Here is a 23,991-nt window from a genome sequence, read left to right as displayed (position 1 = left end):
AGTCACGCTATTTTACTAATTAATTTATTTTAAACAATGACTATAACTCTACGGGCAGGTACCCGCCTGGGCGCTGCCGTTATTGCATTTGCTGCTCTGGCAAGTGCTTGTGCAACAAAAAAACAAGCTGCACCCTCCCTAACCCTTAAAACCACTACTACACCCGCCGGCACTACCGCTACTGCTACAGCAGGGCCAGGTAAAAAAGAAGGCATTAAGAAGTTTGCAGACCTGGTTGGAAAAACCAAAGCAGACGAAGGGCTTTTCCCAACCTATAAAGTTGATGGCAAATACTACTTTGAAATACCCGACAGCCTTTTAAGCCGCGAAATGCTGGTGGTTACACGGTTTGTTAAAACCCCTGCCGGTTTAAAGTCTTTTGGACAGCAGTACGGTGGCGAAGAGGTAAACAACCAGGTATGGAAATGGGAGCGCCACGACAAGCAGATTTTTGTTAGGGTGCCCAGCTATTCAGTTCGTGCGGATAGCACAAGCGACATGTATCAATCGGTAAAAAACTCTAACCTTGATGCAGTACTAGCCTCTTTTGACATTAAAGCTTACAACAAAGACACCACCGGTGTACTTGTTGACGTTACCGACATGTACAACGGTGACCTCGCTGCCATAAGCCTGCCGGACAATATCAAAAAGCTTTATAAAGTAAGCGCAATTGATGCAGGCCGTTCTTATATAGACACCATCAAGAGCTTTCCGATAAACGTTGAGGTAAGGACATTAAAAACCTTCCGTGCATCAGAGTCACCAACGGACAATACCAATGGTGCTTTAACGTTTGAGTTGAACTCATCTATGCTGCTGCTGCCGAAAACACCTATGAAGGCACGCTTGATGGACCCTCGTGTTGGATACTTTGGCCAATCGCAAACAGATTACGGCACAGGCGCACAGCGTTCCGAGGTAACCTCTTATATCCACCGCTGGAGGCTTGAGCCAAAAGACGAAGCTGCATATGCACGCGGTGAGCTGGTAGAACCCAAAAAACAGATTGTTTATTACATAGATCCGGCGACGCCTAAAAAGTGGGTACCTTACCTAATTGCCGGCATTAACGACTGGAACAAAGCTTTTGAAGCTGCAGGATTTAAAAATGCTATTGTTGGAAAAGTAGCACCAACTGCTAAGGAAGACCCGGAGTTTAGCCCGGAAGATGCCCGCTACAGTGTAGTGCGCTATTTTGCTTCAGATGTTCAGAATGCCTACGGCCCGCACATCTCCGATCCCCGTACCGGAGAAATTTTAGAGAGCCATGTTGGATGGTACCATAACGTAATGAGCTTATTACGCAACTGGTACTTTATACAAACGGCTGCCATTAATCCAAATGTACGTATGGCGCAGTTTACCGACCAGCAAATGGGCGAACTAATCCGCTTTGTATCATCACATGAAATTGGCCACACTTTAGGCCTTCCGCACAACTTTGGTTCAAGCTATGCCTACAAAGTAGATTCGCTGCGCTCTAAAGCGTTCACCGACAAGCATGGCACAGCACCGTCAATTATGGACTACGCCCGCTTTAACTACATTGCACAACCTGGTGATGGCGTAACCCACTTATACCCACAAATTGGCGAGTACGATTTGTGGGCTATAAAATGGGGCTACAGCTATATCCCGGGCGGCAAAACACCTAAGCAAGAAAAAGAACTGCTTGATGCCTGGACTAAAGAGCGCGCGGGTAATCCTTTATACTACTTTGGTCGCCAGGGTACGTCTATAGATCCCCGCCTGCAGAACGAAGACCTTGGAGACAATGCCATGAAGGCAAGCACCTATGGTATAGCCAATTTAAAACGCATACTTCCTAACATAGAAAAATGGACCTTCCAAAAAGGCGAAGACTTTGACGATGTGCAGACCTTATACAACGAGGTTATTGGTCAGTACAACCGCTACATCGGGCATGTTACCATGAACATAGGCGGCATGAACGAGAACTTTAAAACATACGATCAAAAAGGACCGGTTTATGGCTTTGTGAATAAGTCTCTTCAGCATGATGCTGTTGAATTTTTAAACCAGCAGGTATTTAAAACACCAACCTGGCTTATTAATACACCGGAGCTCAGCAAGTTTGATAATGGCGTTGTAATCGGCCGGATCAAATCAGTACAGGTTAATACGCTTAACAACGTGCTCAATCCATCGCGTATGGCCCGCATGTTTGATAATGAAGCTAAAAGCGGTGCAAACGCTTACACTGTAACAAACCTTTTAACGGACCTTCGCCCGGGTATATTCCCTGCTGCAAAGCCAGATCAGTTTCAGCGCAACCTGCAACGCGGCTATGTTGATGCGTTAAAGCGTTTCTTAACCGACGATGCGAGTCAAAGCTTCCCTGGCGCAACCAGCACTCAGCTATCTTCTATGGGATTAACGCCAATCAACATTGCATTATCAGACCTGAGACCGATGGTGCGCGCCGAGCTGGCAAAAATTAGTGCTTCACTGCCAAAGGGTGGCGATGCGCTTGTTAAGGCTCATTACGACGATCTTAGGTTACGAATCAAGGAAACGCTTAATCCTACCAGGCCAGTGGTAAACATTGCACCTGGTACTCCTGGCAGGCTTAGTGAGACCGATCAAACTGAAGTAAATTACTAATCCAGTTTTCCATGGAACAAAAAAGCCCGGCAATTGCCCGGGCTTTTTTGCTATCAATTTTGTCGAACTACTTTAGTTGGCTGATATTTTCGAAAAATGCGGCCTGGATGTCCAACAGTGATTTAACACTTATTTTTTCTCCGTAAGTGTCGAAGCACAAAAACTTAGTTTTTGCAGGTTCGTCTGCTTTAGATCGCTCCAGAAAGTTAAACGTCTCAAAAAAGTAGTGATTAGTAATCGTCTTGTCTTCGGCATTGGCTTGTGATGCGTTTAGCCGAAAGCCAATGGCATCCATCCACGTGTGCACACGGGCATGCAAAGACCTTCCAATATTATCCATAGGTTAAGATGTTTGCAAACTTTAACGAAACTTTTTACATAAAGGTTCCGCTTTGCAGAATAGAGTTTATGACAACCATAAAAATGTTACAAATAGCTAACGCTGAAATAAAATACCCCGTTGTAGAAATTTAATTTCATATAAAAAACGTAATGAAACTTATTAGAAATACCGCCGTACAAAGACACCTAACGAAACCACTTATGAGACTAACCTATACTATTGCTATTTTTGCTGTTGCATGCCTCTCCCTCGGAGCTTGCAAAAAGACTATAACTCCTGGCCCTAAAGGAGACACCGGAGAAGCCGGCGCTACCGGAGCAACGGGTAATACCGGCCCGGCCGGTCCGCAAGGACCACAAGGACCAACAGGCGCTACCGGAGCAACGGGTGCTACAGGCCCCGCAGGAGCTACAGGAGCAACTGGCGCCACCGGCGCACAAGGACCTGCCGGAGCAACGGGTGCTACAGGTCCGCAAGGCGCTACTGGTGCGACCGGAGCTACTGGTGCTACAGGTCCACAGGGCCCCGCAGGAGCTACAGGCGCCACAGGTGCGACCGGAGCGACCGGCCCACAAGGCCCTGCCGGACCAACCGGTGCTACAGGTGCAACAGGGGCACCGGGAGCTGACGGCAATGCAAATGTGGAAAGTTATCTACTAACTAATCAAACAGTGCTTTTAACAGGGTTTACAACTTTCAACCTGCCAGCCATTACCAAGGATGTTGTAGATAACGGAGTTGTATTGGTATATTTTAGATTAACCGGCAAAAACACAGGTTATTTCGCCCTCCCATATTCGGAGGCAGGGCAGACGCTCTCTTTGTCTTCTTACGGAATTGGTTACGTAAACATTAAATCAAATTTCACTTCCAGTGGCTTAGATTTTAGAATAGTTATTATAAAGGGAACGTCTATCACCGGATTTTCTTTAAATAATCCCGGACTTGATCTTAGAAACTATAATCAACTGGCTTCCGCTCTACGACTATCCACCAATTGATACAGCTATCTTGTATTAATTTATATACACCATAATATTCCAAAGCCCCTTCGTGAAGGGGCTTTTTTATTGCCGTGTAACAATACTATTGAGAGATATATATAATATGTAACAATCGTATGATTTATAACTGATTGACCGTGATAAAGCTAACATTTGCATAAAATATGCTTAACCCGAGTTAATATTTAACAGAAGCACTTACTCACATCATGAAATATCTATACGTATTACTTGCACTTTTCTCATTATCAACGTTGAAGGCCAACGCTCAGAGTGGTCGTGAACTACGCGGAACTATTATCGATTCTACTAAACTGTCGTTACCCGGTAGCAATATTAAGATAACGTCCGAGCAAAACGACAATCTTACAACCACGGCGGATGTTAATGGCAAATTTGTATTCCCTGCAGTTAAGGGATTAAAAATCACGCTTACAATTACCTCGATAGGATACCAGGGCATCATTAAACATTACACACTTGATAACGATACAAAACCGGTGGTTTTAGATCCTATCGTTCTTAAGTCTGAAACCAGACAATTAGGTGTGGTGACTATCGTGGGAGTAAACCCTGTTGTACTTAAAGAAGATACCGTTCAGTATAGTGTATCAGCATATAAAGTGCGCGAAAACGCGCCAATAGAGGATGCGCTGAAAAAAATGCCCGGTATTGATGTAGCCAGAGACGGAACCGTGACCGCACAAGGCAAACAGGTTACTAAAGTGAGGGTAAACGGTAAAGACTTTATGGGTGGTGATGTTTTAAGCGCAACCCGTAATTTGCCTGCTGACGTTATTGAAAGCGTGCAGATTGTAGATGACTATGGCGACCAAGCCAACCTAACCGGCGTTAAAACCGGCGAACCTGCCAAGGTGCTAAATTTTACCATTCGCAAGGATAAAAACTATGGTTATTACGGCCAGGCCACAGCGGGCGATGGATCAGATTTGTTACCAAAGGATCCCGGTGTAAGCAATGATAACAGGTATTTAGGATTACTAAACTTTTTCAGGTTCAAGGGAGACCAGCAGATCTCCGTTTTAGGAAGCATTAACAACACTAACGTTAACACCTTTAGCTTTGGCTCACCTACGGGTGGCGGTGGTGGTGGTTTTGGCGGAGGCGGTGGCGGCCGTGGCAATGCTTTACGCGGCGGCGCCAATAGCTCTACTACGAACGCACCAGGGATAACCAACGCCCATTCTATCGGTCTTAACTTTAGAGATCAGTGGGGAAAAAACCTGTCGGTATATGGTAGTTACAGCTTTAGCGATAACACTACATTCATCAACTCTACTACGCTGCAAACTAACAATTTCCAAACGCCAAGTACCAGTAATCAATTAAGCCAGGAAACTAATAATCCTGTTAATCACAGATTCAACTTCAACTTAGAATGGAAGCCCGATACCATAAACTATCTAAAGCTAACACCAAACTTCACGTATTCTGGCAGCGATGTTAGCAGTTTTGATCAGGTCGTATCTACAAGAGGAAATAACACGAACCTGGCTTATACATCAAACTCTATAAGCAACAGTTCGGCACCTAACTACGGCTTAAATGGATTGTACAACCACCGGTTTAACCATCGCGGTAGAAATCTGAGCATTAACTTCAACGTAGCCAGCAACAAAAACAACCAGTACGATAACCCAATATACGACTATACAGAAGGTGTACCTACCGCTCCTATTAATCAGGTTATTTATACAGACAGCAGAACTAATTCTTACGGGATTAATCTATCGTACCTTGAGCCATTAAGCAAGCACTCTTTCCTTGAATTTAATTATGCTTATAACCATAACTATAATACCAGCGACAAAGAGACAGACACGCTCTACACCTCTAATCCTGATCGCTACCACAGGTATGATCTCTTAAGCAACAGCTATAATTATACCTTTACAACCAACCGTTTCGGGTTGAACTACCGCTTGGTACAAACCAAATATAACCTGACCCTTGGTGTTGGTGCGCAACCAGCTACATTATCAGGAGAGTCGTCAAGAACTTCGCTTGCAACCCGCGTAACGACCTTCAACGTTATACCTGCTGCCCGTTTTGTATATAATTTTTCAAGGAGCCAGTCCTTCACTGTTAATTATAACGGAAGCAGCAACCAGCCATCTTTTAATCAGATACAGCCGGTTACCGATTTTTCAAACGCGCTATATCCTGTAGAAGGTAACGCCAACTTAAAGCCTGAATTCACCAACAATGTACAAATACGATACAACAAGTTCAGCTTTCAAACCGGCAACATATTTTTCACCAACTTGTCTTTAACACAGACGGATAACAAGATAGTTGCCAATACAGTGGTATATCCTGAGCACTTTACAGACGCTGTACTTGCTACTGCAGATGAAGGCCTGCGTAAGCTACAGAACACTAACTTAACTCAATACCTCAATTCTAGCGGTTACTACCAGGCAAATGCAGGCGTTGTGTATTCAAAACCATGGAAAGACCGCAAGTACACCTTAATACTAAACGGTAACGTACTATACACTAACAATATCGGCTTCTCTCAAACAGTAGACAGCAACAACGTTGCATCACAGATTGATAAGAACATAGCACGTACATTTACGTTTAGCCCCGGCGTTCGTTTTAGAGTTAATATCACAGATGTGATTGATGCCGAAGCGAATACCAGCTACTCTATAAACAAAACTACCAACTCACAAAATACTGCGCTATACAGCTCAAACACCAACATCCGTACACTGAACCTCGGTTTAAACGGTAAGAATTACTTCTGGAAGGATTGGACGCTTAGCTACGACTATACCAAGCAGCTTAACTATGGTTACTCCAGCAGTATTGGTGTGAAAAACCCTAACATCTTTAACGCTTACGTGGAGCGCCGTTTCCTTAAGGATCACCGAGGTACTTTACGTTTGGCTGCGTACGATTTGTTTAACGAAAATACCGGCTTTTCAACCACAACTAACGGTAGCATCGTAACCCAAACTAACGTTAACAAGCTTGGCCGTTATTTCCTGCTTAGCTTTACCCTTAGGCTGCAGAAGTTCTCGGGCAAGGCACCATCAGGTGGCGGAGAAAGAAGCTTCAGAGGTGGTCCTGGTGGCGGCGGTCCTGGCGCTGGTGGCCCTGGTGGCGGTGGTCCGGGCGGACCTGGCGGCGGCCCGATGTAAGCAGCAAACCAGCCCCGAGTGTTCAAAAGTGTTCACGTTTTTTCGTGTCAACAGCTTTTGAACACTTGTTTTACATCATCTAACCAAACGTCAGAAATCGCACTTTAAAGTACATTAAAGGCATAAAATACATGCTTTAGGCTTTAAAAACCACATCAAATCGCACGTATAAAAACGGCTATTTTAAAATAAATTTGGAAGTAATACTTTCAGCAGAAAATAAAAAGAGCGGTTCACCAATCTGGTGAGCCGCTCTTTTTACAGGATATAAAATGCCTAATTTTTTACAAGTACGGTATTAATAACGCGCTCCAGTTCTTCCAGGTCAAAAGGCTTTGCCAGGTATGTCTCTGCACCGGCATGATCGGCAAGAAGTTGTATGTCGCTGTTTGCAGAAAAGTACACTACAGGTATGCTTTTCAAGCTTTCGTTCTTCTTAAGGGTTTGGGTGGCTATAATGCCACCGGCGTCTGGTATCCAGTTATCCATCAGGATAACATCGGGCAAAATGCCTGATACTTTTTCAACTATATTATTGCAATCTGTATAGGTGTGCACCTCCCAGCCTTGCTCTTCTAATATATAGCTGCATATAGACAAGATATCCTCGTCGTCGTCAAAAATGATGATTTTTCTAGATGGTTCGCTCATAGGGAAGTGGACCGTGAAACTATAAATAACTTTTAAAAAAAGCAAATATTTTAATTACAAGCGAAAGGCCGGTGAATGGGTTTCCTTTTACTTTACCCGGCCCAGCCTTCTCGGTCTAAACTTCTGAAGTGAATAGCCTCTGCCAAGTGCTCCAGCAGTATTTCGTCGCTTCCAGCAAGATCAGCAATCGTGCGCGATACTTTCAAAATACGGTCGTAAGCCCTTGCGGATAGCCCAAGTTTTTCCATTGCTTTCTTGAGCAATGTTTGCCCTGCGGCGCTTATTTTACAAACATCGCGCACCATCTGCGGGCTCATCTGCGCATTGGCATGCAAGTCGTTGTTATTACCAAAGCGCTCAATCTGTTTGTCGCGTGCGCGGATAACACGCTCACGGATCAGGTCACTTGCCTCCGCTTTCCGGTCGGATGATAATTCACTAAAATCAACCGGGGTAACTTCAACATGCAGGTCTATACGGTCCAGCAGCGGGCCAGATATTTTGCTCAGATACTTCTGAACTGTTCCGGGCGGACAAATACACTCCTTTTCGGGGTGATTGTAGTACCCGCACGGGCACGGGTTCATGCTGGCCACCAGCATAAATGTTGCGGGGTAATCTACCGTGAACCTTGCACGGGAGATGGTCACCCGCCGTTCCTCCAGCGGCTGTCGCATTACTTCTAACGCTGTACGCTTAAACTCCGGCAACTCATCTAAAAACAATACGCCATTATGGGCCAGCGATATCTCGCCGGGCTGCGGATTGCTGCCACCACCTACCAGTGCCACATCTGATATGGTGTGGTGCGGCGACCTGAAAGGCCTGCGCGTCACCAGCGAATCTGCGGCGGATAGTTTACCTGCTACGGAGTGTATTTTTGTTGTTTCTAATGATTCGTGCAAAGTAAGCGGAGGCAATATTGAAGGCAGTCGCTTGGCCAGCATAGTTTTACCTGCGCCCGGCGGACCTATCAGTATAACGTTATGGCCACCGGCGGCTGCAATCTCCAGGGCACGCTTGATGTTCTCCTGCCCTTTTACATCGCTAAAGTCGTTCTCGTAATTGCTTAGCGTATCAAAAAACTCCTCCCGGGTATTTACTTCCTCCTTTTGCAGCGTACCGGTTCCGTTAAAAAAATCGGCCACTTGCTTAATATTATCTACGCCATAAACATCTAAGTCGTTTACTATTGCCGCTTCGCGTGCATTTTGGCTGGGCAGTATAAATCCTTTATATTTCTCTTTACGGGCCTGGATAGCTATTGGCAGCGCACCTTTGATGGGCTGCAGGCTTCCGTCTAAAGAGAGTTCGCCCATGATCAGGTACTTATCCAGGTTCTCAGCTTCTATCTGACCAGAGGCGGCCAGTACACCTATAGCGATAGTAAGGTCATAGGCCGATCCTTCTTTTCGGATATCCGCCGGGGCCATATTTACCACGACCTGCTGGCGCGGCATACGGTAGTCGGTACTTTTTAAGGCAGACTCGATTCTGAAATAGCTTTCTTTGATGGCTACATCGGGCAGACCCACTACAAAGAATTTAGTACCCGGCAAAATATTCACTTCCACTGTTATGGTTATAGCCTGTATACCATAAACCGCACTTCCAAAGGTTTTAACTAACACACAATAAGGTTTTACAGCGAAAGATATAGAAAATTTTGGAGCGAAGGGGAATGATGTAAACCCAATTTATACTTTCTACTGCACCTGGTGAATTGTACGCTGTTTGCGCCTGATCGACGGCTTTTCTATCAACACCCACGACAAGGTTGCCAATATAATTGTGATAGCGATAACGATGAACAGGTTGATGTGAGCAACCATGCCCAGCTGCACTGCAACCGTAAGTACCAGCCCGTGGTACATATAAACACCGTATGAAACATCATTCTTACGCAGCAGCTTATCGGCAAGTGCTGGAAGTGTGTATGCCATTGAAAGCAGCACAAAGGCCATAAAAATGTACTGTATAACAGTAAAATATGCCGGTGCCATCCTGTCGAAAAAGAAAAGACTGAAAATTACATAAGGCACTATCCAGTACATTGCCTTCCCGTAGATGAAGTTATGTTGATATATCCTGAGCCGCTGGAAGATAACGCCTGCCAGGAACAAATAAAAGTAAGGGACAAAAGTGTAACGCATCAGCTTGCTTACCTGCTCGCTCAAAGGAACAAGCTGGTAAGCCAGGTTTAGCGCCAAAAACACCAGGAACAAGGCAATAAACCATTGATTGATCCACTTTTTTGGTGCCATTACAAAGCAAAGTGGCAGCATAATGTAAAATTGCAGCTCGATAGGGATAGTCCACAAGCTGCCGTTGTAGGCACCAAAGCCGTAGCCCGCCAGAAAACCCGGGGTATAAATAAGTCCGGCCATTTGCGATGGCAGCCAGGCAAGTGTTTGTTTGTTGAGGAAGCTGGCCCCGGTAAACGAAAGAACGATAATAGTAACGAGCAGGCACCCCCATAAACCGGGGTAAATACGGAGCGCGCGGTTGCGCACATAGTTCTTTAAACTATTGTTACGCTCGTAAGAAGCGGAAATTAAATAGCCGCTGATAACAAAAAATACCGGAACGCCGGGGAACAGGTAAATTATCTTTAAAGCAGTATGGCTAAGGGGAAGTTTTAGATGCTGATAATAATGATCAAAGATCACTTCGGTTGCGGCCAGCAACCGAAGCAGATCAAAATTATTAATCTTAAATGCCCGTTGTTCCATTTATCAGCGAAAGATAACAATGCTGTTTGACATCTAACGGCAAGGCAACAACTTATTGAAGACAGCTTAGTTCATCAGCAACGGCGGTTGCTTATAAAAAGCAAAGGCTGCAGGCTATGCAAACGTTAACCAGCAGAGCGGTAGAATAGATATTTACCTTTCTGTGGTCCATATTTGCCAGTTGCATATTCAATTTACTGAAGCGTTTGTTATTGAGCAATATGAAATGGTTTGCCAGCAAGAACATAATAGCGCCTGCAACAATGGCAACACAAGCACCCATACCCAATGTTAACCAATTGGCCTTAACCAGTAACTTGGTAAGCAGCATGGCATTGGTAAGCACCACTACCAGCAGGAAGCTAACGTTGAACATAGAACGGAATTCCGGCAGGCTTTTACCCTGGCCAAATGTTTTAAAATTCCACCTGTAAAACGATACATAAATGGATTGATAGGCTCTTTGCATAACGTGTCTGTTTTAGGTTAAAAAATGTGTTTATTTGACTTTAGCGCTATTACTTAGTTTAACGCACAGCACCTATATTTGTTGCGCAACTTAGAATTATATTTTGTAATTACCAACTAACCGGAATATAAATTTGGTAAAACAAACAACACAACTATTTAATAGTAGAGGGCTGCTAATGTTATTATCAGCCTTATCCATAGCACCAACAGTTTAAACGAGCTTTAAACTATGTTTTTGTATATTTTCTCTATATAAAAAAAGCGGCCTAAGCCGCTTTTCAATTACTTTGCCGCAAGCTCGGCAGGCACCGGCTTTTCTAACAGGTACTTGTAGATAAACGCATTGTTCTCCATAGTTTGGTGCGCTGCTTTCTCCGGATCACGGAAACCATGACGCTGGCCGGAGTACAGCATAAACTCGAAGTGCTTCCCTTCATCCTGCAATTTGCTGGTAAACTGTATGCTGTTTTGCATGTGAACGTTATCATCCATTGTACCGTGAACTATGCGCAGCACGCCTTTAAGGTTCTTGGTGTAAGTAAGTACCGAGCTGCGTTTGTAACCTTCGGGATTGTTTTGCGGGGTACCCATAAAGCGTTCGGTATAATGGGTATCATACAGGCTCCAGTCCATTACACCAAAGTTTGCTATGCCGTGGGTAAACACATCTGCTCCGTAGGTAAGCGCATACGCGCTGATGTAACCGCCGTAGCTGCCGCCGGTGATCATCACCTTAGCTGGATCAACACTGTATTTAGCTTCAAGGTATTTTACCATCGCCGAATAGTCTGCCATTTCCCATTTACCCAAATCTTTGTAAATGTAGTTCTGTCCTACTTTGCCAAAGTGGCCCGATGCTCGGTGGTCCATTGCTACCTGTATAATGCCTTCTTTTGCCCACCACTGGCTCATGCCGCTAAAGCGCCAGGTGTCCATAACAGTTCCCGCGTTAGGCCCGCCATAAATGCTGATAACTACCGGATATTTCTTTGCCGGATCAAAGTTTAACGGCAGCATTACCGTCATTGGCAGGTCGAAGCCATCCGTAGTTTTTACACGCACTAACTGAGTTGTTGCCAGTTGATACTGATCGTACTCGGCACCTTTGCTGTCTGCTACATCTTTAACCAGTTTGCCTTTGTTGTCGTAAATGGCCGTTTTTGCCGGAGTTGCTACGTTTGAGTAGGTATCAGTAAAATACATGCCATTTGGCGACAGGGAAATTGTATGGTTATACTCGCCGGCTGTAAGGCGGGTAAGGCCTTTGCTGTTAAAACCAATCTTGTAGAAATCTACACGGGCACTGTTCTCTTTACGTGCGGTAAAGTAAACCAGCTTGTTCTTCTCATCCACATACTGCATTCCGGTAACCGTAAAGTTGCCATTGGTGATCTGAGATTTCAGCTTACCATCCATTCCGTACCAGTAGATGTGCTCCCAGCCGCTTTTGTCTGTCGTTACTATAAAGCCCTGGTTGTTCTGCAGGAACTTGATGTCCTTAAACCATTCTACCCAGGTTTTTTGCTTCTCGTCGTAGAGTTCCTTTTTGCCACCTGTAGATGGGTTTACCGCGTATATTTTAATGTTGTTCTGATCGCGGTTCATCCATTGCATCCACAACGAGGTGCCATCCGGCGACCAATATGGTGTGCCCAGGTATGTATCATCGTTCTCGTTGAAATCGGCCCAGGTCACCTTGTTGCCTGGCAGGTTGTAAAAAGCAAGTTTAACTTTCGGGTTCGGATCTCCCGGTTCCGGATAACGGGTCAGCTCGGTAAAGCCATGCTGCCCGGCCGAGTTGTACAGCGGGAACATGGGAACTTTTGTATCGTCAAAGTGCATCCACGCCAACGTCTTGCTATCCGGCGACCACCAGAATGCTTTGTACCGTGATGCACGGCCCAATATCTCCTCGTAGTAAACCCAAGATGCATAGCCATTGTAAATAACGTCTGTACCGTCTGTTGTAATTTGCGATACCTTGCCGCTTGCAACATCCAGTATATACAGGTTTCCGGCAAAAGTATAAGCAACCTTGCTGTTATCAGGCGAGAGTGTTGGGTTTTGCTCTTCGTCGGCGGTTTTGGTGAGGCGAGTTTCGGTACCATCTGCTTTTTTCAGGTAGATGTCCTTGTCCCGTACACTTACGCTCATGTCCTTCTCTGGTGGGGTATACGGTGTTTCGGTACCGCTTACTACGTCAACCGAAACCTGTCCACCACCTCCTCCGCCGCGGCGGCCCAAGCTTTTTAAATAGTGAGTATCATCTGCCCAGCCGGTAATTACAGGCAACGGCGTAACTACTTTATTCGGCTCGTTCTTAAGCATTTGCCCGGTGGTGAGCTGCTTTTTTTGTGCTTGAGCAGTAGACAAAGCCGAAACGGCCAAAGCAACCAAAAGCAACCGGCGTGCAGGTATAGAAAAGATCATGATCAGTAAAAGTTTAAGCGTTAAAGTTTAGAAAAAATAAGGAAAAGACCGCTTGTGTAAGGGGTTTTTTACAAGGAAGGATTAACTTATCTCATGACGCTAAATGCTGATATAACTATTTGTCCGGGTTTATGAGCCCTTGGTTCGGTGGCATTTAATTCAAAAGCAATAGGAATATCTATTTGTGCTGCAACTTTTTTTCCACCTGCCATGGCCGGCACCCAGCTTCCAGGCAACATCTGCGCAACCCTTAACACTTCATTATCCAACCCATAACCAAGTTTATCTTTAATAAAGCAGTTGGCCATGTTCCCTTCTTCGTCAATTGAAAGCGTCAGGGTCAGTTCTCCCTGTTTGTTTTGGGTACGTGCAGTTGCAGGATACCGGATGTTACTGGCCAGAAGATAGGCGATTGTGTAATTACCGCCTAAGTATATTGGATGTCGCTCTAACACCGCTCCTGGAGGCATGCCCAATGGAGTGATATTAAACATGCTATCCATCTTTGCAGGAATGTAAAGCGACAGATCATTTTTTACAGGATCGTATTTCAAGCGTTCGAAGCCCCGGTTGTACCCGGTCCATATATCACACTTATTACCATTTTTATAGTGTTCCTCGGCAACAAGTTTTTGTTGAGCAAAAAATTGCCACAAACTATCTTTAAGATCATCTTTATAAAAGCCCCTTACAGTAACCGAAGGCCCGTTTTCAGCGTAAATTTCGTAAGAACCTGTTTTAATTTTCTTGTCAGACTTTAAAACGAAGTATTTTACCGTACCCTGCGGAGTTTCCCTTGTAACCCGCTTGGTTTGTGCAAATACAATTGGTGATATAAAAAGCAGTATGATAGATGTAACAGATTTCATTTGCATAAAGATAGGGTTGTAATTTACAAAAAGAGCCGCAACATTACTGCTGAGGCTCTTATCATATTTTTTAGTTAACTTACATCTTAGGCATCCGGCGCATCATGTTGGCCATAGCTGCAGGGTTGCTCATCTGCTTCATCACTTTGCGCATATCTTCAAACTGCTTCATCAAACGGTTTACCTCGGCAAGGTCCGTACCAGAGCCTTTTGCTATACGGGCACGGCGGCTCGGGTTAATCAGATCTGGGTTTTCTTTTTCTTTAGGTGTCATGCTCTGGATGATCGCTTCAATAGATTTAAAAGCGTCGTCACCAACCTCAACATCCTTCATCATTTTGCCAACACCCGGTATCATGCCGATGAGGTCCTTCATGTTCCCCATCTTTTTGATCTGCTGTATCTGGCTGTAGAAGTCGTTAAAGTCAAACTTATTTTTTCGGATCTTCTTTTGTAGCTCAGCAGCTTCTTTTTCGTCGAATTGCTGTTGCGCGCGTTCTACCAGGGAAACGACGTCGCCCATGCCCAGGATACGCGATGCCATACGATCCGGGTGGAAAACGTCAAGCGCTTCCATCTTCTCGCCTGTACCTATGAATTTGATAGGCTTGTTCACCACCGACTTAATAGAAAGCGCCGCACCACCACGGGTGTCACCATCCAGCTTGGTCAGTACCACACCAGTAAAGTCCAGGCGATCGTTAAACACCTTAGCGGTATTCACAGCATCCTGTCCAGTCATGGAGTCAACCACAAATAATATCTCGTGCGGGTTTACAGCGGCTTTAACACGCTCTATCTCCTGCATCATGGCCTCATCTATAGCCAAACGGCCGGCAGTATCTATAATTACCACGTTGTTGCCGTTCTGCTTTGCATGGGCAATACCTTCGCGAGCTATAGCCACCGGGTCCGTAGATTCACGGTTAGAGTAAACCGGTATACCTACCTGCTGGCCCAGTACCTCCAACTGGTCAATAGCAGCCGGGCGGTAAATATCATCAGCAACCAGTAAAGGTTTTTTGTTCTTTTGAGTTTTAAGAAAATTTGCCAGCTTACCGGTAAAGGTTGTTTTACCCGCGCCGTTAAGGCCTGCTATCAGTATAATGGTTGGCGATGCCTTTAGTTCCAGGTCGGCAGTGGTGCCACCCATCAGCTCGGTAAGCTCATCGTTCATGAGCTTGGTAAGCAGCTGGCCCGGAGAAATAGAGGTCAGTACATTCTGGCCAATAGCTTTTTGCCTTACATCATCTGTAAAGGTTTTAGCTGTTTTATAGTTAACGTCGGCATCAAGGAGGGCCTTACGTATCTCCTTCATGGTCTCGGCCACGTTTATCTCGGTAATGGAACCCTGTCCTTTTAATACTTTGAACGCCCTGTCGAGCTTATCCGAAAGATTTTCAAACATTATTATAGCAATTTTTGAGGATACAAAGGTATGATTTTGAAGCCAATCGGCTCAATAACATTCTACATTAAGAAATTTTAACACGCTTTAACTAATATTTAACAACTACTACTGTAACGTTTTACTTGCTTTGTGCATCTTATCACCTATTACCTGATTGATGAAGTTCATTTTTACCCTACTGCTCACTGTTGCAACTCTTACCGCTTTCTCGCAAAAACCGAAGAAGACACTTGTTGCTACTAAGACCGAGACACCACCTAAATTAGACGGCGTACTTGACGATAAAGTATGGGACAATGTGCCTGTTGCTACAGACTTTGTAGAACTGCAACCTAATGCAGGCGTGCACGAAAAAGCCGAAGAACGTACGGAAGTAAAGATCATATACGATAATAACGCCATTTACGTGGGCGCCCGCATGTTTGAAACATCCGGCGACAAGGTAGCAAAGGAAATTGCCACCCGCGACCAGGTGGGGAATGCTGATTTTATTGGTGTGATATTCGACACTTATAAAGACGGGATCAACGGCACGGGCTTCTTTGTGACATCTGCCAATAGCCAGTTTGATGCGAAATATACTCCACCCAATTCAGAAGGTAATACTGAGGACCCAAATTGGAATGCCGTATGGACCAGCAAGGTTCATGTTGATGAACACGGGTGGACGGCCGAGATGCGCATCCCCTATTCGGCACTGCGCTTTGCAAAAAAGGACATACAGACCTGGGGCATGAACCTTATCCGCAAGCGCCAGCGCATACAGCAACAGCTCTTCTGGAACGAGGTAGACCCAAAAATGAACGGCTTTATTAACCAGGAAGGCATTCTTACAGGTTTAGAAAAGCTACAGCCACCCGTAAGGTTGGCATTTTACCCCTACTTTTCTACCTACGTTAACCACTACCCGTACAACACTGCAGGCGTAAAAAATACAACGGCATCAGTAAACGGCGGGATGGATGTTAAGTACGGCATTAACGACGCCTTTACGCTTGACCTTACCCTGATACCAGACTTTGGCCAGGTACAGTCTGACAATAAGGTGCTTAACCTTACACCTTTTGAGGTAAAGTATAATGAGAACCGGCCATTTTTCACCGAAGGCACGGAACTGTTTAATAAGGGAAATCTTTTTTATTCGCGGCGTGTTGGCGGTGGGCCCATCCATTCCAACAGGGCTTACCGGGGACTGGCTGATGGTGAAGAAGTGATCAGCAATCCGACAGAAACTAAACTCCTCAACGCGTTCAAGTTTTCGGGCCGTACATCAAAAGGGCTAGGCATAGGTGTATTTAACGCAATAACCAACAGCGCTTTTGCCGTTGTAGAAGATAAGGAGGGCAATAAGCGGCAGGTAGAAACAAGCCCGGTGGCCAACTACAACATTATTGTGCTGGATCAGAACTTGAAAAACAATTCGGCAGTAACATTCATCAACACCAACGTTACCCGCTTTAACAAAGATTACAGTGCAGATGTAGGCGGCTTTGTGTACACTCTTAACAATAAAAAGAATACCTATAAGCTAAACGGCTATGCCTTCATGAGCAATATTTACGGGCCGGGCACACCAACCAGTACCGGTTACAGCTATGAGGTATTCGGCGGAAAATCGTCAGGTAATTTCACCTGGAGCGTCGGGCAGGACCTGGTAAGCAAAAACTATGATCAGAACGATCTTGGGTACATGCAAAACAGCAACTTTTTAGACCATAACCTTGATTTAGCGTACACTAATTACAAGCCAAAGCACCTGTTTACACAATGGGGTGTATGGACAAATACTTACTACTCACGCACCGTTACGCCATCCATCTTCCAATACTTTAATCAAAACTTCGGCGGATTTGGAACCTTTAAGAACTTGTGGCAAGCAAACATCAATGGACACTACCGGGTAGAAGGCAACGACTTTTACGAAGCGCACCAGGATGGGCAGGTATTTAAACGCCCCGAAAACTTTGCCCTTAACTGGAACCTTTCTACCAACCGGGCCAAGATGTTTTCAGGAGGTTTCTGGTACTCGGATCAATGGGTCAGCAATGGCTATAAAGGCCATGGCAACGACCTGGAGCTGTTCTTTAACCTGCGCCTGAGCAACAAGTTTTCTTTTGGCGAGGATGTCACCATCAGCCCTCGTATTAACTATACCGGATTTGCCACTTTGGACAACGATGGCCGGGCGGTATTTGCCCTGCGTAATGTGCATACTGTAGAAAACATCTTTAATCTTAAATATACCTTTAGTGGTATTATGGGGCTTAACTTGCGTTTAAGGCATTACTGGAGCAAGGTGGACTACAGAGACTTCTTCAGTGCAGATAAGGCTGGCTATTTAACCGGACTTACTTCTAATAATTTTGATCACAACATTAACCAGAACCTGAACCTCTGGAATATTGATATGATTTATGTGTGGCAGTTCACCCCGGGCAGCGAGCTAAGCTTATCGTGGAAAAACTCAACCGTAACAAGCGCCAGCAGGGTAGACCAGGGTTACTTTGAAAACTTCCGGGACACCTACAACGTCCCTAAAAACAATAACTTTTCGCTTAAAATCCTTTACTACATAGACTTTCAAAGTCTGCGGAAACACAAGGGTTAATTACTTAAACTTATTGCGTAATGCAGCCAGCTTACTGGCCATATCTATTTCGGGCTCTTGCCTTGTTGGTTTACTTTGCGGTTTAAACGGTTGCTTATTGTCTCTTGGCTTGCCAGCAGGGGCTTCCCGTTTTTCGTTCTCTTTCATAGATAAAGAAATCCGCTTCCGGTTAACATCTACCTCGGTAACGGTTACCTCTACGCGCTGGTGCACTTTCAACACCTCGTTAGGGTCTTTTATGTAGCGGTTGGTTATCTGGCTAAGGTGTACCAATCCATCCTGGTGCACACCAATATCTACAAAGGCCCCAAAGTTGGTAATGTTGGTAACAATGCCGGGCAGCTTCATCCCTACCTTAAGATCACTTATGGCATTTACGCCTTCCGTAAAGCTGAAGGCTTCAAACTGCTCACGGGGATCGCGTCCGGGCTTGGCAAGTTCAGCCATGATGTCGTTTAATGTGGGTAAGCCAACCGTCTTCGAAACGTAGCGTTGCAGCGGTATGCTTTTACGCAGCTGCGAATCGCGTATTAAATCCTGCACGGTACATTTGTTATCCCTTGCCATCTGTTCTACAAGGGCATAGCGCTCCGGGTGTACAGCGCTTGCATCAAGCGGATTTTCGGCACCACGGATGCGCAGGAAGCCTGCAGCCTGTTCGTAAGCTTTGTCGCCCAGCCGGGCTACTTTTTTTAGCTGATCGCGACGTTTAAAGGCGCCGTTTGTATTACGGTATTCCACTATATTTTGCGCCAGCGTTGGCCCAAGGCCAGACACATATGCCAAAATTTGCTTTGAAGCAGTATTCAGCTCTACGCCTACAGCATTTACGCAACTGATCACGGTATCATCAAGCGAGGTCTGTAGTTTGTTCTGATCCACATCGTGCTGGTACTGCCCTACCCCTATTGATTTTGGGTCTATCTTCACCAGTTCTGCCAACGGGTCCATCAAACGCCGGCCGATAGAAACGGCGCCGCGCACGGTTATATCCTTATCTGGGAACTCTTCCCGCGCAACCTCAGAAGCCGAGTAGATGGACGCGCCGCTTTCATTCACCATTACGATTACCGCGTTGGGTAAGTTCAGGTTTCTTACAAACAACTCTGTTTCGCGCCCGGCGGTCCCATTACCAATAGCAATGGCTTCTATGTTGTACTGCGCAAATAAATGCCGAACTGTTTTTTCCGCCTCCTTAGTTTGCCCTGCACCCGTATGCGGGTAAATAGCTGTGTTCTCCAGCAGTTTGCCTTGCTCGTCTAAACAGACCAGCTTGCAACCTGTGCGGAAACCCGGGTCGATAGCCATAATGCGCTTTTGCCCAAGCGGCGCACCCAGCAATAACTGCCTTGCATTTTCGGCAAACACCCTTATTGCTTCTTCATCTGCAGCTTTCTTGGTTTGCAGGCGTATCTCCGTTTCCATGGAGGGTTTAAGCAGGCGTTTATAGCCGTCGGCAATTGCCAGCTTCACCTGTGCCGATGCGGCGTTGTTTGCCGTTACAAACTCACGCTCCAGCAGGTCTATGGCGTCTTCTTCATTTGGTTTTATATCCAGCCATAATATCTCTTCTTTTTCTCCCCTGCGCATAGCCAGCACCCGGTGAGACGGGGCAGACTTTACAGGCTCGGTCCATTCAAAGTAATCCTTGTACTTTATGCCTTCCGCTTCCTTACCTGGTGCCACCCTCGACTCGAACACGCCTTTTTCTGTAAAAAGCTGACGCATTTTCGCGCGTGTTTCCGCATGTTCACTAATGTATTCTGCAATAATATCGCGTGCGCCGGCAAGTGCTTCTTCTGCAGTATTAACGCCTTTATCAGCGTCAGTATATTTACTCGCCTCCTGTTCTGTGTTAAGGTTCTTCTGCTCCAGTAAAGAGTCCGCAAGTGGCTGCAAGCCTTTCTCCCTTGCTGTAGTTGCACGGGTTTTCCGTTTAGGCCGGTACGGCAGGTAAATATCCTCCAACTGCACCATGTTCTCCGCTGAATTTACCTGGTGCTCCAATTCGGGCGTTAGTTTTCCCATGTCTGTTAACGACTTCAGGATAGCCTCTCTGCGTTTATCCAGGTCGCGCAGTTGCTGCACCCGATCGCGAATAGCAGCTACTTGAACCTCGTCCAGGCTGCCCGTGAGTTCTTTACGGTAACGGGAGATAAAGGGCACAGTAGCGCCTTCGTCTAATAAGCTGATGGTTGCGCTTACCTGCTTGCTGCCAATGGCCAGTTCCTGCGCTATTTTGATATTGTATGCTTCCACAAATCTGAAAATGAATATGACCGGCTGCAGCTTTAACGCTACAATCGGCGGTCGAAGTTGAGGGAATTTGATGAAATATCAAAAGAAAACACCAACAATTCAATAAAATTAGGCATGCCTAATTTTATTTATTTTATTATTCTAATTTATAGTTAGCTTTGGCGGAATGAGATACTACTATTTAGCAACAGTATTACTGGTATGCCTCGGTTTTAATAATGCATTTGGACAGGCCGATACGATCAAACGCTATAACCTGACACACCCCGTACCTGCCGGCAAAATGAAAGAAATGGAAACGGACCGGCCCGACGTAACAGAAAGCGCGTACACCGTTGAAGCAGGGCACTTTCAGGTAGAGAGTGACCTCTATCGCCATGTGCGAAACACCAGCGACGGCATCCGTAGTATAGAAAACAGTTACCATGTTGCTAATTATAAGCTCGGCTTATCTGCCAAAACCGATATACAACTTGTGGTGCCAACCTTTGTAAGCAACACAGAACGGGATGTGCAAACGGGTAAGCTATTGAACAAAAAAAGCGGATTTGATGATATTACACTGCGGTTTAAATATAATTTGTGGGGAAGCAATGGCGGCAAAACCGCACTGGCTGTCCTGCCATTTATATCCTTCCCTACCTCGTCTTTTGAAAACAACGGCGTACAGGGTGGTGTAACCTTCCCTTTTGCTGCAGAGATTACCAGCGAAGTTAAGTTTGGCTCACAGGTTAGTGCAAGCTTTGTTAAGGAAGACGATAACAAGTATTATAACGAGCTGCTGTACTCTTTTACTTTCGGGAGGTCGCTTTTCAAGCAGGTAGATGGTTTTGTGGAAGCGTATACTACCTATAGCACATACACTAAAAATGCTGATTTTTTTGCCAATGGTGGGTTGGTTTTTTCGGTAAACAGCAACCTTAACATTGATGCCGGTTTAAATTACGGCTTAAACAAAGGCACAGACAAGGTGTATTTTATTGGATTTTCATTCAGGCACTAACTACTTCAACATGATTACACTGTCAGAAGAAAACTATCTTAAATGTATTTACCGGCTATGGCTGGATAAGGGCCAGAAGATAACACCTACTGCCATAGCAGAATCGCTGGGTAACAATCCTGCCTCGGTAGTGGACATGATCCGTAAGCTTACGGATAAGCAGTTGATCTCCTATGATAAAAAGAAAGGGGTCGAGCTTACTGCACAGGGGCAGAAAGATGCTACATTAATTGTTCGGCGTCACCGGCTTTGGGAAGTTTTTCTGCTGGAAAAGTTAGGCTACCATTGGGACGAGATCCACGATATAGCCGAGGAGCTGGAGCATATTAAAGATGCCTCACTTGCAGACAGGCTGGATAAATTTCTCGGTTTCCCGGAGTACGACCCGCACGGAGACCCTATACCAAAAGCCAATGGTAAAATGGCCAAGCGCTATTCTGTTACGCTTACAGACATGAAGACCGGCACAACATGCCGCGTTGCTGCCGTTAAAGACACCACCAGCGCTTTCCTACAGTATTTGCAAAAACTGAATATCAATATTGGCACCAGGATACAACTTGTAGAAAAAATAGCTTATGATAGCTCTCTCGTTATCAGCGTTAATGATGGAGAGCCTGCAACGGTATCAAAAAAGTTTGGAGAGAATATACTGATAGACCAGTAGTAGTTAGTCTATGGTGTGGTGATCGGTCTCTTCTTCAGATTCTTTGCTACCATACTTGTATTTCATAATAACCAGTACAGTAGCCGCACTGAACATAATGGTTGGGATGACCGCGATAACAAGCCGCCAGGTTTGGTGCGAGGCTATGGCCTTGTTAATGGTATTAACACCCACCGCCACCATGCCAATAAAAATCAGCAGCGGGAAAAACAACTTGCGGTTTTCTTGCGTGGGCATTTTTAAAGATACAAGTTTTTAATTTAAAACCAAATACGTTAAGTAATGAACAACCACCCGACATTGATGTCCAACTCCCGTTTGTTACCGCTTCTTTAGAAACTCTGTCCGTAGTACTATCTTCATTCCATCTACTTTACAATCAACCTCTTCGTCATTGTCGGTGAGTTTTATATTTTTCACCAAAGTGCCTTGTTTAAGGGTGGTACCACCGCCTTTTACCTTAAGGCTCTTGATCAATGTTACACTATCGCCATCGCTTAAACGATTACCATTACTATCCTTTACAATCAACTCGTCCATAACACTTTTATAGGTGAAAAACTACATACATAGATTAACAAGAAAGCCTCCCGATTTGGGAGGCTTTCTTGTTGTTATTTCAAGACAATAACAATTACTTGTTAACGTACATTACTTCTTTTACTGCTTTAATTACACGCTCCGGGTTTGGAAGATATTCCTGTATCAGGGTTGGTGCGTAAGGAAGGGGAACGTCTCCACCCATAATGCGCAGGATAGGTGCATCAAGGTAATCAAACGCATCTTTTTGTACCTTAAAGGCAACTTCAGTAGCTATTGAACCTAATGGCCAGCTTTCTTCTACGATCACCAGGCGGTTAGTTTTCTTTACCGATTCTATAATGGTCGGGTAGTCGATAGGACGAACAGAACGCAGGTCAATCACTTCAGCGTGAATGCCTTCTTTTTCAAGCTCGGCAGCTGCAGCGTTAACCACTTTCATGATCTTACCGAAACCGACAAGGGTAACATCAGTACCTTCTTTAGTAACCTTTGCTTTACCTATCTCAATATAATAAGTCTCTTCAGGTACTTCACCTTTATCGCCGTACATAACTTCCGACTCCATGAAGATAACCGGATCAGGATCGATAATGGCTGATTTTAATAAGCCTTTAGCATCGTATGGGTTAGATGGAACAACCACTTTCAGGCCAGGGCAGTTTGCGTACCAGTTCTCGAAGCACTGGCTGTGCTGAGAGCTCAACATACCTGCATTACCTGTCGGCCCGCGGAAAACAATTGGTACAGAGAACTGGCCACCGCTCATAGACATCATTTTGGCTGCGCCGTTGATGATCTGGTCGATAGCTACCAGCGAGAAGTTAAAGGTCATGAACTCGATGATCGGGCGCAGGCCGTTCATAGCCGAACCAATACCAATACCGGCAAAACCCAACTCAGAGATAGGTGTATCTATTACGCGCTTAGCGCCAAATTCGTCGAGCATACCCTGGCTTACTTTGTAAGCGCCGTTATATTCGGCAACCTCTTCGCCCATCAGGTATATATTTTCGTCCTTGCGCATTTCTTCCGTCATGGCTTCACGCAGGGCTTCTCTGAATTGTATCTCTCTCATTATGTAATTAAATGATGTTTTTTAGCGTGGCAAATATAAGCACTAACTTGTAAAAAGCAATTGAGGTTTCTATGGCCAAACAATTATATATTATTTGTTACATTGTGCTCACCATAAGCCTTAAAAA

General features: G+C 45.2%; 18 protein-coding genes. 6 read left to right on the top strand and 12 right to left on the bottom strand.

Annotated features, from left to right (window positions below; translation table 11 throughout):
* Positions 1-36 precede the first annotated feature (36 nt).
* Positions 37-2,628, top strand: coding sequence for a zinc-dependent metalloprotease (locus tag DYU05_RS11680; RefSeq protein WP_117383221.1), 2,592 nt, complete (start codon positions 37-39; stop codon positions 2,626-2,628).
* Between the two features lie 67 nt (positions 2,629-2,695).
* Here DYU05_RS11680 and DYU05_RS11675 read toward each other — a convergent pair whose 3' ends face one another.
* Positions 2,696-2,968, bottom strand: a complete 273-nt coding sequence (locus DYU05_RS11675; protein ID WP_133300219.1) for a hypothetical protein — start codon at positions 2,966-2,968, stop codon at positions 2,696-2,698.
* 203 nt (positions 2,969-3,171) lie between these two features.
* Between DYU05_RS11675 and DYU05_RS21230 the strand changes: the two genes are divergently transcribed.
* A complete protein-coding gene (locus DYU05_RS21230; protein WP_205771869.1) occupies positions 3,172-3,972 on the top strand; it encodes a collagen-like protein in 801 nt (266 codons plus the stop codon).
* Between the two features lie 212 nt (positions 3,973-4,184).
* A complete protein-coding gene (locus DYU05_RS11665; RefSeq protein ID WP_117383219.1) occupies positions 4,185-7,145 on the top strand; it encodes an outer membrane beta-barrel protein in 2,961 nt (986 codons plus the stop codon).
* 276 nt (positions 7,146-7,421) lie between these two features.
* Here the strand turns inward: DYU05_RS11665 and DYU05_RS11660 are convergent, their stop codons facing one another.
* The 7 genes from DYU05_RS11660 to ffh form a co-directional block, all read right to left on the bottom strand.
* The gene (locus tag DYU05_RS11660; RefSeq protein WP_117383218.1) at positions 7,422-7,796 is read right to left on the bottom strand and encodes a response regulator; all 375 of its coding nucleotides are present in this window, start codon (positions 7,794-7,796) and stop codon (positions 7,422-7,424) included.
* Between the two features lie 92 nt (positions 7,797-7,888).
* On the bottom strand, positions 7,889-9,427 hold the full coding sequence (locus DYU05_RS11655) for a YifB family Mg chelatase-like AAA ATPase (RefSeq protein WP_117383217.1): 1,539 nt from the start codon (positions 9,425-9,427) through the stop codon (positions 7,889-7,891).
* A 75-nt stretch (positions 9,428-9,502) separates the two neighbouring features.
* The gene (locus DYU05_RS11650) at positions 9,503-10,528 is read right to left on the bottom strand and encodes an acyltransferase family protein (protein WP_117383216.1); all 1,026 of its coding nucleotides are present in this window, start codon (positions 10,526-10,528) and stop codon (positions 9,503-9,505) included.
* A gap of 91 nt (positions 10,529-10,619) precedes the next feature.
* Entirely contained in the window at positions 10,620-10,997 is a 378-nt protein-coding gene (locus DYU05_RS11645) for a hypothetical protein (RefSeq protein WP_117383215.1), read from the bottom strand.
* A 284-nt stretch (positions 10,998-11,281) separates the two neighbouring features.
* Positions 11,282-13,429 (bottom strand): S9 family peptidase, encoded by a 2,148-nt coding sequence (locus DYU05_RS11640; RefSeq protein WP_117383214.1) that lies wholly within the window; start codon positions 13,427-13,429, stop codon positions 11,282-11,284.
* Between the two features lie 86 nt (positions 13,430-13,515).
* Positions 13,516-14,298 (bottom strand): energy transducer TonB, encoded by a 783-nt coding sequence (locus DYU05_RS11635; protein ID WP_165852060.1) that lies wholly within the window; start codon positions 14,296-14,298, stop codon positions 13,516-13,518.
* A gap of 79 nt (positions 14,299-14,377) precedes the next feature.
* Positions 14,378-15,706 carry a signal recognition particle protein gene (ffh, locus tag DYU05_RS11630; RefSeq protein ID WP_117383212.1) on the bottom strand — a complete coding sequence of 443 codons (1,329 nt, stop codon included), beginning with the start codon at positions 15,704-15,706 and terminating at the stop codon, positions 14,378-14,380.
* A 160-nt stretch (positions 15,707-15,866) separates the two neighbouring features.
* Here ffh and DYU05_RS11625 point away from each other — a divergent pair, with 160 nt between their 5' ends.
* On the top strand, positions 15,867-18,317 hold the full coding sequence (locus DYU05_RS11625; RefSeq protein ID WP_117383211.1) for a DUF5916 domain-containing protein: 2,451 nt from the start codon (positions 15,867-15,869) through the stop codon (positions 18,315-18,317).
* On the opposite strand, the gene DYU05_RS11620 is transcribed toward DYU05_RS11625, so the two are convergent.
* On the bottom strand, positions 18,318-20,576 hold the full coding sequence (locus DYU05_RS11620) for a Tex family protein (RefSeq protein WP_117383210.1): 2,259 nt from the start codon (positions 20,574-20,576) through the stop codon (positions 18,318-18,320).
* A 166-nt stretch (positions 20,577-20,742) separates the two neighbouring features.
* Between DYU05_RS11620 and DYU05_RS11615 the strand changes: the two genes are divergently transcribed.
* Both DYU05_RS11615 and DYU05_RS11610 read left to right on the top strand, forming a co-directional pair.
* Complete coding sequence (locus tag DYU05_RS11615) at positions 20,743-21,579, top strand: transporter (RefSeq protein ID WP_117383209.1); 837 nt, start codon at positions 20,743-20,745, stop codon at positions 21,577-21,579.
* A 10-nt stretch (positions 21,580-21,589) separates the two neighbouring features.
* Positions 21,590-22,246, top strand: a complete 657-nt coding sequence (locus DYU05_RS11610; RefSeq protein ID WP_117383208.1) for a metal-dependent transcriptional regulator — start codon at positions 21,590-21,592, stop codon at positions 22,244-22,246.
* A gap of 3 nt (positions 22,247-22,249) precedes the next feature.
* Here the strand turns inward: DYU05_RS11610 and DYU05_RS11605 are convergent, their stop codons facing one another.
* The 3 genes from DYU05_RS11605 to DYU05_RS11595 form a co-directional block, all read right to left on the bottom strand.
* Positions 22,250-22,483 (bottom strand): hypothetical protein, encoded by a 234-nt coding sequence (locus DYU05_RS11605; protein ID WP_117383207.1) that lies wholly within the window; start codon positions 22,481-22,483, stop codon positions 22,250-22,252.
* A gap of 84 nt (positions 22,484-22,567) precedes the next feature.
* Positions 22,568-22,786, bottom strand: coding sequence for a zinc ribbon domain-containing protein YjdM (locus tag DYU05_RS11600; protein ID WP_117383206.1), 219 nt, complete (start codon positions 22,784-22,786; stop codon positions 22,568-22,570).
* A gap of 94 nt (positions 22,787-22,880) precedes the next feature.
* Positions 22,881-23,864 (bottom strand): pyruvate dehydrogenase complex E1 component subunit beta, encoded by a 984-nt coding sequence (locus tag DYU05_RS11595; RefSeq protein ID WP_117383205.1) that lies wholly within the window; start codon positions 23,862-23,864, stop codon positions 22,881-22,883.
* Positions 23,865-23,991: the final 127 nt, after the last annotated feature.

It is taken from the genome of Mucilaginibacter terrenus (assembly GCF_003432065.1).
GTDB lineage: Bacteria > Bacteroidota > Bacteroidia > Sphingobacteriales > Sphingobacteriaceae > Mucilaginibacter > Mucilaginibacter terrenus.
Note: the sequence above shows the minus strand (reverse complement) of the source record. Positions and strands in the feature narration are given on the sequence as shown.